At 70.7% G+C, this 12,266-nt stretch carries 11 protein-coding genes and 1 tRNA gene; 7 read left to right on the top strand and 5 right to left on the bottom strand.

Features of this window, described 5'->3' with window-relative positions; translation table 11 throughout:
- Positions 1-213: 213 nt before the first annotated feature.
- Positions 214-972: a restriction endonuclease gene (locus B4E97_RS07810; RefSeq protein ID WP_286959385.1), complete on the top strand. Its 759-nt coding sequence runs from the start codon at positions 214-216 to the stop codon at positions 970-972.
- 304 nt (positions 973-1,276) lie between these two features.
- Here the strand turns inward: B4E97_RS07810 and B4E97_RS07805 are convergent, their stop codons facing one another.
- Positions 1,277-2,536 (bottom strand): exonuclease domain-containing protein, encoded by a 1,260-nt coding sequence (locus B4E97_RS07805; RefSeq protein ID WP_286959383.1) that lies wholly within the window; start codon positions 2,534-2,536, stop codon positions 1,277-1,279.
- A gap of 169 nt (positions 2,537-2,705) precedes the next feature.
- Between B4E97_RS07805 and B4E97_RS07800 the strand changes: the two genes are divergently transcribed.
- Positions 2,706-3,347: a DUF7255 family protein gene (locus tag B4E97_RS07800; protein WP_422652879.1), complete on the top strand. Its 642-nt coding sequence runs from the start codon at positions 2,706-2,708 to the stop codon at positions 3,345-3,347.
- Positions 3,348-3,551: 204 nt separating this feature from the next.
- Here B4E97_RS07800 and B4E97_RS07795 read toward each other — a convergent pair.
- From B4E97_RS07795 to B4E97_RS07785, 3 genes are all read right to left on the bottom strand, one after another.
- Positions 3,552-3,639: transfer RNA gene (locus B4E97_RS07795), tRNA-Leu, on the bottom strand.
- Positions 3,640-3,731: 92 nt separating this feature from the next.
- The gene (locus B4E97_RS07790) at positions 3,732-5,207 is read right to left on the bottom strand and encodes a DEAD/DEAH box helicase (protein ID WP_349681171.1); all 1,476 of its coding nucleotides are present in this window, start codon (positions 5,205-5,207) and stop codon (positions 3,732-3,734) included.
- Between the two features lie 263 nt (positions 5,208-5,470).
- Positions 5,471-5,851: a hypothetical protein gene (locus tag B4E97_RS07785; protein ID WP_286959378.1), complete on the bottom strand. Its 381-nt coding sequence runs from the start codon at positions 5,849-5,851 to the stop codon at positions 5,471-5,473.
- 129 nt (positions 5,852-5,980) lie between these two features.
- On the opposite strand from B4E97_RS07785, the gene B4E97_RS07780 reads away from it, so the two are divergent.
- The 5 genes from B4E97_RS07780 to B4E97_RS07760 are packed head-to-tail and all read left to right on the top strand — an operon-like array spanning position 5,981 to position 11,084.
- A complete protein-coding gene (locus B4E97_RS07780; RefSeq protein WP_029212615.1) occupies positions 5,981-6,388 on the top strand; it encodes a pyridoxamine 5'-phosphate oxidase family protein in 408 nt (135 codons plus the stop codon).
- 43 nt (positions 6,389-6,431) lie between these two features.
- A complete protein-coding gene (pta, locus tag B4E97_RS07775; protein ID WP_029212614.1) occupies positions 6,432-8,543 on the top strand; it encodes a phosphate acetyltransferase in 2,112 nt (703 codons plus the stop codon).
- A 42-nt stretch (positions 8,544-8,585) separates the two neighbouring features.
- Positions 8,586-9,788: an acetate/propionate family kinase gene (locus tag B4E97_RS07770; RefSeq protein WP_286959375.1), complete on the top strand. Its 1,203-nt coding sequence runs from the start codon at positions 8,586-8,588 to the stop codon at positions 9,786-9,788.
- Positions 9,789-9,801: 13 nt separating this feature from the next.
- Entirely contained in the window at positions 9,802-10,659 is an 858-nt protein-coding gene (locus B4E97_RS07765; protein WP_286959373.1) for a HipA family kinase, read from the top strand.
- Positions 10,656-11,084 carry a DUF3037 domain-containing protein gene (locus B4E97_RS07760; protein ID WP_286959371.1) on the top strand — a complete coding sequence of 143 codons (429 nt, stop codon included), beginning with the start codon at positions 10,656-10,658 and terminating at the stop codon, positions 11,082-11,084. Before B4E97_RS07765 ends, B4E97_RS07760 begins: the two co-directional genes overlap by 4 nt.
- Positions 11,085-11,534: 450 nt before the next feature.
- Here B4E97_RS07760 and B4E97_RS07755 read toward each other — a convergent pair whose 3' ends face one another.
- Positions 11,535-12,095 (bottom strand): hypothetical protein, encoded by a 561-nt coding sequence (locus tag B4E97_RS07755; protein WP_286959368.1) that lies wholly within the window; start codon positions 12,093-12,095, stop codon positions 11,535-11,537.
- Positions 12,096-12,266 lie beyond the last annotated feature (171 nt).

Genomic DNA, 12,266 nt, shown 5'->3' with positions numbered 1-12,266 from the left:
GCTCTGGTTGAGGCGCACCTGCCCGACGAGAGCCCCCATAAGATCGGCGCCACCGCTGGGCAGCTATGGGCCTTTCGCGAAACCATCGAACCGGGCGACATCGTCGTCATGCCGTCGAAGCTGCGGAGCGGCTAACTCACCATCGGTCGATGCTCGGGCCGTTACGAGTACGACCACGCCAATCCTGATGCGAGCCGTCGCCACAGGATCCCCGTGACGTGGTCCCCTGAGCCCGTCTCGAAGGGAGCCATCAAGGACGACCTGCTGTACAGCCTCAACGCGATCCGCACCGTCTTCAGCCCCTCCCGGAACAATGCAGAGGCCGGCCTCGCTGCGGTCATGGAGACCGGGACCGATGTGGGCAACAACCTGTTGCCCACATCGACCCCGACTGCTGACCAGCCACCCAGGTCAGCAGCCACCCGGAGCGTCCCTGTGGAGCCCGCCCCCGACGATGACGCCAGCGATGTTCTCGATCCCGTGTCCATGCCGACCCTGGAGGCCATCCAGGACCGGATTCGCACCCATCTCGTGGAGAACTTCGCAGGGCACAAGCTCACGCGGCTCGTCGCGGACGTTCTCGAAGTTTTGGGCTTCGAGTGCGTCGTCTCTCCTGCCGGTCCGGACGGAGGGGTCGACATCCTGGCGGGAACGGGTCGTCTCGGGCTTGACTCGCCCACGCTCATCGTCGAGGTGAAGTCGGAGCACACGGCAGTGGGGGCCCCGGTGGTTCGTGGCTTGCACAGCGCGATGGCGCAGTACCAGGCCGACCAAGCACTCCTCGTCGCCTGGGGCGGTGTCACGAGCGCCGCTGACCGGGAGTTCAGGCAGCTGCGTACCCGCCTGCGTATCTGGGACGCAGATGCGCTGCTCAAGCGCGTGTACGAGACCTATGACAGACTCCCGGCCAGGACGCGGGCAGCCCTGCCACTGCGAATGACATGGGTCCTTGACGACGAATCCCCCGGTTGAGCTGCACGCTTCGGCCGTCAACCAGCGCCCCAGGAGACATGCAGCGAGGAGGACGCTTGAAGCAGCCGCGAACGGGTGGCCGCCTGCTACCGTGCGAACAACGTGGATTCGCGACTGCGGGGTGCCCACGGATGTCAAGGGAGACTCCGCGCCTCGGATGGCCACGGCGCTGTGCGTGGATGACTTGCTGCGTCAGGACTCACATCAAACAATCGCCAAGATTGGCCGATGACACCGAGGTGCGCCGCCGGAACAGTCGTTCTGGTTGTCCATCCCCAGGAAGTCGAAATGCGGGGCGAGCAGGTTATGCCGCGGTCGCCGCCCAGGCGATGAAGATCCGCTCGAAGGCCGCCTCGGTGATGATCGGAACGCCGTAGGCGCGCGCCTTGGCAGCCTTGCCGGACATAGAGTTCGGATCTGAAGCCACCACAACCTTGGTCTGCTTCGTGACCCCGCCGGGCTGCAGCCCATGGGATCGCACGAGCGACTCCCACTCGGGCCGCTCGCGGCTCATCACGCCGGTGAATACGACTCGGTCCCCCACCTCGAGCTGGATACCAGCGGTCGTCATGGGCGAGTCGATTGCCGGTACGTCCTGGTCGAGGGCGTCGCTGGCAGCCGCCAGCGCGGCACTCACGTCACCGCGGTGCAAGCCAAGCAGGGCCGCCACCCGGTTCAGCTCGGCGCGCTCGTCAGGGGTGACGACACCATCCTCCAGCGCAGCGCGAGCCATTGCCTCGAGGTAGGAGCCATGGACGTCTAGGACCACCCCGCGGGTAAGGCCGCACATGTCGGCAACGGCGACGAGCTCATCCTTCTCGTGCTCGGCAAGGATTCCGTCGAGCAGAGCGCGGCCGAGGACCTCAAGGTAGGAGTCGACGCGGTAGTCGGCCGATCGCGGGAGTCGGCTGACGAGCCGGTCCAGCCATGTGTCACCGCGCTGCGTATCCCGGCCCTCCCCTCTGCGGACCATCCGCAACTCGGGGTAAGACGTTGCGTACGGCGGCCACACGTAGCCGCGGGTCGACTGGACAACATCCATCCACGGGGGCTCGTACCGGCATGCCTCCAGGTAGTGCGCGAGCAGGCCTGCGGTGGCGAGTGCGTCCGCGTGCGCGGAGTGGGCGTCGACGAGGTCGACGCCGCAGGAGGTGCAGCAGTCGATGAGCTTGCGGCTGGGCGTCTGCAGGTAGGCGCTGGCCCATCGCATGGTGCAGACACCGGAAAGTGGCAAGTCCGTCAACGGGACCCCGACGTGCAGCAACTCGTGGGCTAGGAAGCGCAGATCGAAGACTGCGTTATGTGCAACGACGGTGCGGCCAGCGACGGCGTCGAGGACATAGGGGGCGATCTCATCGAAGGTGGGTGCGCCGAGCACATCGGAGGCGGTCAGGCCGTGAATGTTGGATGGCCCGACGTCGCGCTGCGGGTTGACCAGTGTCGACCAGTGGCCCTGGATCTCCCCTAGGTCAGAAACATTGACGACACCGATCTCGACAATGCGGTCTCCGCGCTCGGGGACCACCCCGGTCGTCTCGAAATCGATGACCGTGTATCCACTCATGACCCACTCCTGCCCCGGAACATCGTCGCTCCAGACAACTAACGTTCTCGCACCCTAACGCGCGAGCCGGGCTGCTGTGGCAGGTTTCGGCAACGGGACCCATAGCCCATCTGCGTAAAGAGTGGCGGCGAGCGCGTGACGGAACCTGGTGGTGGGGCATTATCGCGAAATGGTCAGTAACGGCGAACGCGGTAGGGCTCTCATACGCTTGCTCGAAAGCGCTGGCCTGACATCCATACCCACAGACCGTCCGCCCTCACCGCGCAGGGAGCATTTGAAGGCACTCGCCCACGAAATCGACTTGCTGTACGAGCAATTGGGTGGGGTCCAATTGAAGCCCCGGCTCGCGCCCCGTTCCTGGGATGCTTGCCTGGGTGGGATTGTGGTGGAACTCGACGAGGAGCAGCACTTCAATCGGTTCCGTGGGGTTACCCTCGCTCCCGCGTGGGCCGCCGCCCTGCCATGGCAAGGTGCCTATCGCAGCTACTGTGACGCCTTCGAGGACGTCTGCATGAAGGCGGCCTCACACCAGAAGTTTTGGACGAACCCGAGCAGCGAGATCCAATTCGGCAAGTCTGGGCCCCGTGAGACGGGCCTGGGCCACCCGGTGGGGCCTGCGCGGTGGCGGCAGCGCGCCCTGTACGACGCGATGCGAGATGGGTACGCGGTAGCCCTGGGGACCCGGCTTGCCCGCTTGTCGGTACACGACGTCGTCGACGGCAACAGCCTGGGGGACGTCTTGCAGGGCAGGGCCACCTGCTCGGCGAATTCCCTCCGCGAGCTCGTCGTCCTGCGCACCCTGCACGGCTGATTCGTTCGGCGAGGTCGTGCCGCGCGACCGCCACACGCGCCGGGATCTGGGCCCGAGCCGTCCCTAGGGCCCCGCCTACCAAGGGGCCCGACAAGTCGCCAGCAATCTGCCTCCGCACCAACCGTTGAACCCTTGGTGCCGTCCAGACGTCAAAAGACCGGACCCTAAGGGTCCGGTCTTTTGACTGACATCTGAGACATTACTTGGTGTCCGAGGGGGGACTTGAACCCCCACGTCCGATAAAGGACACTAGCACCTCAAGCTAGCGCGTCTGCCATTCCGCCACCCGGACAGGTGGTGCTGCGCCTGGTGGGAACCACCGGGGCAACGACGTGAAACTCTAGCAGACGCAGCACCGATCACCGAATCGCGAGGCGCGGTCGGTCAGCGGCTGCGACGGCCTGCCGAGGAGCCCGACGAGAACGCCGCGGCGCCGCCGGTGCGGGCCGGACGGGCACCGCCGCGGGAGCCACCGCCGGACGCGCCCTGGCGGGGCTGGCCGGCGGACTGCTGACGCTGCTGGCCACCCTGACGGGCGCCGGAGCCGCCCTGGGCGGTGCCTGAGCCGGAGCCCTGACGGCGACCCTGCGACTGGCCCGTGCGGCTGCCGCCACCCTGGCGTGCGCCACCGCCGGAGCGACCGCCGGGGCGGCCTCCCCCACGACGGCCCGAGCCCTGCTGGGCGTCAGGAGAGACGACCGTGGCGTCGGTGGGCGCGGCATACGTGCGCTCCCCCGGCACGAGACGGCGCAGGAGCGCGTGGTCCGGGCCGACGCGCGTGGTGGTCGGCTTGATGCCGGCCGCGCGGGTCAGGTCGCGGACGTCCTTGATCTGGTCGTCCAGCATCATCGTGACGACGGTGCCGGCGGCCCCGGCGCGCGCGGTGCGCCCCGAGCGGTGCAGATAGGCCTTGTGCTCGACCGGCGGGTCGGCGTGGATGACCAGCGCGACGTCGTCGACGTGGATGCCGCGGGCGGCGATGTCGGTGGCGACCAGCGTCTGGACCGTGCCGGAGTGGAACGCGTCGAGGTTGCGGGTGCGCGCCCCCTGCCCGAGGTTGCCGTGCAGCTCGACGGCCGGCACGCCGGAGCGGTTGAGCTGCTTGGTGAGCTTCTTGGCGCCGTACTTGGTGCGGGTGAACACGACCGTGCGGCCCGGGCCCGCGGTCAGGTCGACCAGCACCGGCAGGCGGTCGTCGGTGTGGACGTGCAGCACGTGGTGGTCCATGGCCGACACGGGCGACTGCGCCGAGTCGGCGTGGTGGGTGACCGGGTCGTGCAGGTAGCGCTTGGCCAGCACGTCGACCCCGGCGTCCAGCGTCGCGGAGAACAGCATGCGCTGACCGCGCTCGGGCGTGCGGTCGAGCAGGCGCTTGACGGTGGGCAGGAAGCCCAGGTCGGCCATGTGGTCGGCCTCGTCGAGGATCGTGATCTCGATCCCGCCGAGGTCGCACAGACCCTGCTGGACGAGGTCCTGCAGACGGCCGGGGCAGGCGATGAGGATGTCGACGCCACGCTTGAGGGCCGACACCTGCGGGCCCTGGCCCACGCCGCCGAAGACGGTCAGCGTGCGCTGGCCCTCGGCCGCGACGAGCGGCGCGGCGGCCGCCTCGATCTGGGTGGCGAGCTCACGGGTCGGCGCCAGGATCAGCGCGCGGGGGCGGCTCGGGGTGCGGCGGCTGCCCGACGACGCGAGACGCGTGACGAGCGGCAGCAGGAACGCGTAGGTCTTGCCGGAGCCGGTGCGGCCCCGACCGAGGACGTCGCGGCCGGCGAGCGAGTCCGGCAGGGTGACGGCTTGGATGGGCGTCGGCTCGGTGATGCCCTTGCCCTCCAGGACAGAGGACAGGGACGTGGGCACGCCAAGGCGCGCAAAAGCATTGTTGCTCAAAAGATCTCCGTAAGACGGCGAGCGTCTCGCCGGGCACGAGCGACGCGATGACGCATCGACGTGTGCACCTGGCGCGCCGGCACGAGCCGACGAGCGTGACCGGGGTGAGGACACCGGTCGTGACACCTGCAGCCCGAGGCAAGACAGGGCGGACCGCTGCCCACACCCTACGCCATCGACGGCGAGGTTCTGGTCAGCCGCGCTGGGAGAGGCTCAGAGACGCTCAATGACGTTCAGCGACGCACGTGGCGATAGACGCGCGAGGCGGCCACCGCACCCACCGTGAGCGTCGTCGCGAGGCAGCCGATCGGCAGCGGCAGGCAGCAGCCGCCGACGGACACGGAGGTGCCGTTGCGGGTGCGCGTGCTCCAGTGCGGGAAGGGGAAGAGCCTCGGGCCGGACCGGCCGGACTCCTGCGCCTCGTACTGGCCCTGCTGGCCGCCATACTGCCCAGGCTGTCCACCGAACTGTCCGCCCTGCTGGCCGTAGGCGTCGGACGGGTTGCCGTAGGCGTCCGTCGGGCGGTTGGCGTAGGCGTCACCGGGACGCGGGTCGTAGGCGTCGCCGGGCCGGGGGTCGTAGGGGCCGGAACCGGGCTGCGGGGGGTAGGTCATGGCGGGTCGGATACCCCGACCGCCCGGGGGCTCAACCCTCGGGCTCCGACCAGCGCGGGCGCGCGGGCGTGAGGAAGCAGACACGATCCTCCGGTCGACAACCCCCGGGGGCGGGTCTTGGATTGACCCATGAGCGACGTCAACGAGCCCGTGCAGCAGATGACCGAGGAGCAGTGCTGGGAGCGCCTGGGGTCCACCACCTTCGGCCGACTCGCCACCGCCGCCGTCGGGGACGTGCAGATCACCCCCATCAACTACGTGGTCCACGACGGCCGCCTCGTGTTCCGCACCGCCGAGGGCAGCAAGCTGGCCTCCCTGGTCGTGGCCTCGCGCGTCGCCATCGAGATCGACGACGTCACCACCCAGACCGCGTGGAGCGTCATCGGCAAGGGCGACGCGCACGTGGTGCACAACATGGACGAGGCGGACCGCCTCGAGGAGCTCGGCCTGCACCCGTGGGTGGACACGCGCAAGGAGGTCTTCGTCCTCGTCGAGCTCGACGAGGTCTCCGGGCGCGTCTTCGCCCTCGCCCGCTGACCCCGCCCGACGTCGACGGGCGCCGCCCGTTACCCTCGTCCCTGTGGAGACCAGCGTCTATGTCGCGTCCGCCGAGGGCCACAGCGGTAAGTCCGCCGTGGCCCTCGGGCTGCTCGAGTCCCTGACCCGGCGCTATGCCCGGGTCGCGGTCTATCGACCCGTGACCGAGGGGGTGCCCGAGGACGACACGGTCCTCGCGACCGTCCTGTCGCGCAGCTCGGTGCCGTTGTCGCCGGCCGAGGCGGTGGGCGTGTCGTACGACGACGTCCACCAGGACCCGGACGGCGCGCTGTCCCGGATCGTCGAGCGCTACCACGAGATCCAGCACGGCGCCGACATCGTCCTCGTGCTCGGCTCCGACTTCACCGACGTCACCAGCCCGACAGAGTTCTCCTACAACGCCCGGATCGCCGCCAACCTCGCGGCCCCGGTCCTGCTCGTCGTCGGCGCGCACGGCCGCGAGACCGAGGACGTCGCCACCGTCGTCGAGATGGCCCTCACCGAGCTGCGCACCAACTCCGCCACTCCCCTGGCCGTCGTCGTCAACCGCGCCGACGCCGCTGCGGAGGACCTCCGTGCGGCGGTCCAGGGCGTGACGGCGGGCTCCGCGGGAGGCGCCGGCCTGCCGACATACGTCATCCCGGCCTCGACGGTGCTGTCCGCCCCGACGGTCCGCGACCTGCTCAAGGCCACCGACGCAGAGCTGATCTCCGGGGACGAGTCGCTGCTCGACCGCGAGGCGCTCGCCTTCGTGACCGCGGCGATGACCATGCCCAACGTGCTCGACCGGCTGCTCGACGAGTCCCTCGTGCTGACCCCCGGCGACCGGGCCGACGTGCTGCTGAGCGTGCTGCTCGCGCACCAGTCGAGCACCTTCCCGAGCATCGCCGGCGTCATGCTCAACGGCGGCTTCGAGCTGCCCCCGCAGGTGCGCCGGCTGATCGACGGCCTCGGCTCGAGCCTGCCGATCATGACCACGCAGGGCGGCACCCACGACACCGTCATGGCGCTGAGCGGGGTCCGCGGCCGGATGACGCCCGCCTCGACCCGCAAGGTCGCCACCGCCGTCGAGCTGTTCGCCGAGCACGTCGACACCGACGCGCTGCTCGGCCACCTGCGCGAGCCGCACCCCTCGATCGTCACGCCGCTGATGTTCGAGCACCGCCTCCTCGAGCAGGCCCGCGCCGCCGACCGCCACATCGTGCTGCCGGAGGGGCAGGACGACCGGATCCTGCGCGCCACCGAGATCCTGCTCAGCCGCAAGACGGTGCGCATCACGCTGCTCGGCGTCGCCGACGAGCTGCAGGCGCGGGCGCGCGAGATCGGCGTCGACCTGACCGGCGCCCAGATCATCGACCCCCAGGACCCTGACCACGTCGAGCGGTTCGCGGCGCGCTATGCCGAGCTGCGGGCGCACAAGGGCATGACCGTCGAGCGGGCCCGCGAGGTCGTGATCGACCCGTCCTACTTCGGCACGATGATGGTGCTGATGGGCGAGGCCGACGGCATGGTCTCCGGCGCGGTCAACACCACGGCCCACACGATCCGGCCGGCCCTCGAGGTCGTCAAGACCAATCCCGGTGTCTCCGTGGTCAGCTCGAGCTTCCTCATGTGCCTCAAGGACCACGTGACGGTGTATGGCGACTGCGCCGTCAACCCCGACCCCGACGCCGAGCAGCTCGCCGACATCGCCATCTCCTCGGCGCAGACCGCCACGGCGTTCGGGATCGAGCCGCGCGTGGCGATGCTGTCGTACTCCACCGGCACGTCCGGGTCCGGCGCCGACGTCGACAAGGTCCGCGCGGCGACCGAGATCGTGCGCCGCCGCGCGCCGGAGCTGCTCGTCGAGGGACCGATCCAGTTCGACGCCGCCGTGGACCCCGCGGTCGGGTCGAGCAAGGCGCCCGGCTCCGCCGTCGCCGGGCAGGCGACCGTGCTGATCTTCCCCGACCTCAACACCGGCAACAACACCTACAAGGCCGTCCAGCGGACCGCCGGCGCCGTGGCGATCGGCCCGGTGCTGCAGGGCCTGCGCAAGCCGGTCAACGACCTGTCCCGCGGCGCCACCCTGCGCGACATCGTCAACACGGTGGCGATCACCGCCATCCAGTCCACCCTGCCCGCGCCGGCCGCCCAGCTGGCCGAGACCCCCTGACCAGCCCGCCCAGACCGCCCCGCCAGCCAGAGAGTCACACCCATGCCTTCGGTCCTCGTCCTCAACGCCGGGTCGTCCTCGCTGAAGTACCAGCTCGTCCAGGTCGGCACGCGTGACGTGCTCGCCGTCGGGCTGGTCGAGGCGATCGGGCTGCCCAGCGCCAAGATCACCCACACCGGCGGCGGCGACAAGGTCGCCAAGGCCATCGACTGCCCCGACCACAAGGCCGCCATCGCCGCCGTGGTCGAGATGTTCGACCGCGTCGGGCCGAGGCTCGCCGACGCCGAGCTCGTGGCGGTCGGCCACCGCGTCGTCCACGGCGGCGAGAAGTTCAGTGACGCCGTCCTCGTCACCGACGAGCTGCTGGACACGCTCGACGAGCTGACGCCGCTCGCGCCGCTGCACAACCCCGCCAACCTCGTCGGGCTGCGCGCCGCGCTCGAGCTCTTTCCCGACCTGCCGCAGGTGGGCGTCTTCGACACCGCCTTCCACCAGACGATGCCGGACTACGCCTACACCTACGCCGTCCCGCACGCGTGGCGCGAGCAGCACGGCGTGCGGCGCTACGGCTTCCACGGCACCTCGCACCTCTACGTCTCGCAGGAGGCCGCGCGGATGCTCGGCAAGGACCCGAGCGAGGTCAGCGTCATCGTCCTGCACCTCGGCAACGGCGCCTCCGTCACCGCCGTCAAGGGCGGCGTCAGCATCGACACGTCGATGGGCCTCACCCCGCTCGAGGGCCTGGTCATGGGCACCCGCAGCGGCGACATCGACCCCGCGATCCCGATGCACATGGTCCGCGCCGCCGGCCTGACCATGGAAGGGGTCGACCACGCGCTCTACAAGGAGTCGGGGCTCAAGGGCCTGACCGGGCACAGCGACAGCCGCGACGTCGAGGACCTGCGCGCCTCCGGCGACGACCGCGCCCGCCTCGCGCAGGAGGTCGCGACCTACCGCCTCAAGAAGTACATCGGCGCCTACACCGCTGCCCTCGGGTCGCTCGACGCCATCGTCTTCACCGGCGGCATCGGTGAGAACTCCGTCGTCGTGCGGCGCATGGCGACCGAGGGCCTCGGCATCCTCGGCATCGAGGTCGACCCCGAGCTCAACGCCGGCCGCTCCAAGCAGGCCCACGACATCGCCACCGCCGACTCGCGGGTGCGCGTCTTCGTCATCCCGACCGACGAGGAGGGCGAGATCGCCCGCCAGACCTACGCGGTCGCCAAGGAGGCCGGGCGCGTATGACGGTCGCCCGCCGATGACCCTGTCCACCGCCCTCGCGCGGGTGACGGCGACACGCTACGTCCTGCCGCTGCGTGAGGGCGGCTCGCTGCCCGGCCTGGTGGAGGCGTCCGACGACGGCACCTACGTCATGAAGCTGACCGGCGCCGGCCAGGGCCCGCGCGTGCTCGTGGCCGAGGTCATCGTGGCCGGGCTCGCCCGCGCCCTCGACATCCCGACGCCGGAGCTCGTGGTGCTGGAGCTGCACGAGGCGATCGCCCGGTTCGAGGCGGACGAGGAGGTCCAGGACGTCCTGACCGCGAGCCTCGGCCCCAACCTCGGGGTGGACTTCCTGCCGGGTGCCTTCGGGTATGACGGGTCCCAGCCGCCGGATGCGGCTCTCGCCGGGCGGATCCTGTGGCTGGACGCCCTCACCGCCAACGTCGACCGCACCTGGAGCAACCCCAACCTGCTGCGCTGGCACGGCCAGACGTGGGCGATCGACCACGGGGCGGCGCTGTACTTCCACCACTCGTGGCCGTCCCGCGGCGTCGACCCCGCCCGGTTCGCGGCGCAGCCCTACGACGCCGAGCGGCACATCCTGCGCGGCCCGGCCGGTGACGTGTCGGCGCTCGACGGTGCGTGCGCTGCGGTGCTGACGCCGGACGTGGTGCGGGCGGCCGTCGAGGCGGTGCCCGCCGAGTGGCTGCACCCCGTCGAGGGCCTCGCCGGCCTGGACTCCCCCGAGGCCGTGCGTGCGGCATACGTCGACTGCCTGCTCGCCCGGCTGGCCGACCGCTCGGCCTGGCTGCCCGGCCCGCCCGCGGGACCGCCGAGCGAGGGCCCGGAGGACCTGGCCCGGTCCCAGGAGGCCCGTCGGCGGTGGACCCGATGAGCGAGCCGGCCCGGCGCTACGTCCCGACCGCCGACGCCGAGCGCTCCCCCTGGTTCGCCTACCAGTACCTCGTGCTGCGCGCCGTCCCCCGCGTCGAGCGCGAGGAGTTCGTCAACGTGGGGGTCGTGATCTACAGCCAGGACGCGGGCTTCCTCGACGCGGCCGTGCACGTCGACGCGTCGCGGCTGCGGGCCCTCTGCGCGGACGTCGACCTCGACGCGCTGGGCGACGGGCTTGAGACGGTTCGTGCCGTATGCCGTGGCGAGGCCGTCGCAGGGCTGGACGCAGCGGCCCGGCCCTGGCGCAGGTTCGGCTGGCTGGAGGCGCCCCGCAGCACGGTGATCCAGCCGTCACGCCCCCACGGCGGCCTCACCCGCGACCCCGCGGCCGAGCTGACCACCCTGCTCGACCGCCTCGTCCGCTAGCTGCGAGCACTGCCCTGGGCCCTGCCAGCGCCCGCGCCGTGGCCAACGGGTGGAATCCGCCACCGTCATTGGTGGCCTTCTCCACCCGTTGCTGCTAGGCGCTGCCCACGAGGTGGGCCGCGTAGCTAACGGGTGGATTCCGCCACCGTCATCGGTGGCCGTCTCCACCCGTTGCTGCGAGGCGCTGCCCGCGAGGTGGGCCGCGTGGTTAACGGGTGGAATCCGCCACCGTCATCGGTGGCCTTCTCCACCCGTTGCTGCGAGGCGCTGCCCACGAGGTGGGCCGCGTAGCTAACGGGTGGATTCCGCCACCGTCATCGGTGGTCTTCTCCACCCGTTGCCGCGAAGGCGTCGAGGTCGAAGCCCTGGCTGACCGGGTCGCCAGCCCGCCCATCTCCAGAGGACGCGTTGCGTGTGCCGCCTCGTCCCGCTGCGGTCCTCCGACCAGGATCACGTCGCGGCGGGGTGCGCCCGCTGACCCCTGCGCCGTGCGGAGAAGTCTCGAACCATCATGGCCGCGGCCGCCACCAAAAGGGTCCCCGCGACGACATACTGCGCCGGGCCGTAGGGGCCGCCAATCTCGTTGATCGAGACGTTGAACGAGGCCAGGTGCCACGGACCGATGAGGAGTGCGCTCAAGGCGACAGCCGACATCACGTGATCTGTGGGTGTCGCGGCGTCCTGGGCAAAGTCGGGCGCCATCAGCGCGGTCACCCACGCGAAACCCATCAAGGGCCAGACCAGGTCGGCAATCGCACCCAGACCGTCGTTCAGGTTGTAGACGGTGGAGGAGGGGTACTGCACCGCGAGGTCCCAGACGAACAGGCACCCGAGGGCGGGAACCAGCCCGACGATCGCCGTCCACCATCGGCCTCGGCTCAGCCCGAGGAGGAGAAAGCCGACCGCCATGGCGAGGTAGGCCGAGGGGTGGGAGTCGACCAGGAAGATGACACCGGCGACGCCGAACGAGGCTGCACATGCCAGCGAGATGGCGCGGCGGGTTCGGCTCATGCCGTCAGTGTCCCCAGCCCCGGCACGGATGGCAACGCTCCGTCCGCCGGCCAACCCCCCCCCCCCGGTCGGGGGCGGGGGGGCCCCCGGGGGCCCCCCCCCCCCCCCGCCCCCCAGCCCCCTCCGCACCCCCCCCCGCGCGGCCCCCCCCCCCCGGGGGGCCGACCCCCC

Source organism: Arsenicicoccus sp. UBA7492, from assembly GCF_002479615.1.
GTDB classification, from domain to species: domain Bacteria; phylum Actinomycetota; class Actinomycetes; order Actinomycetales; family Dermatophilaceae; genus Arsenicicoccus; species Arsenicicoccus bolidensis.
The sequence above is the reverse complement of the archived record's forward strand: the minus strand, read 5'-3'. Positions and strand labels throughout refer to the sequence as shown.

Bases quoted from the DNA above. Each gene is read 5' to 3' on its own strand.
- B4E97_RS07805 (WP_286959383.1), bottom strand. From the start codon at position 2,536: ATGAGTGGATACACGGTCATCGATTTCGAGACGACCGGGGTGGTCCCC.
- B4E97_RS07800 (WP_422652879.1), top strand. From the start codon at position 2,706: ATGGTCAGTAACGGCGAACGCGGTAGGGCTCTCATACGCTTGCTCGAA.
- B4E97_RS07785 (WP_286959378.1), bottom strand. From the start codon at position 5,851: ATGACCTACCCCCCGCAGCCCGGTTCCGGCCCCTACGACCCCCGGCCC.
- B4E97_RS07780 (WP_029212615.1), top strand. From the start codon at position 5,981: ATGAGCGACGTCAACGAGCCCGTGCAGCAGATGACCGAGGAGCAGTGC.
- B4E97_RS07770 (WP_286959375.1), top strand. From the start codon at position 8,586: ATGCCTTCGGTCCTCGTCCTCAACGCCGGGTCGTCCTCGCTGAAGTAC.
- B4E97_RS07765 (WP_286959373.1), top strand. From the start codon at position 9,802: ATGACCCTGTCCACCGCCCTCGCGCGGGTGACGGCGACACGCTACGTC.
- B4E97_RS07760 (WP_286959371.1), top strand. From the start codon at position 10,656: ATGAGCGAGCCGGCCCGGCGCTACGTCCCGACCGCCGACGCCGAGCGC.
- B4E97_RS07755 (WP_286959368.1), bottom strand. From the start codon at position 12,095: ATGAGCCGAACCCGCCGCGCCATCTCGCTGGCATGTGCAGCCTCGTTC.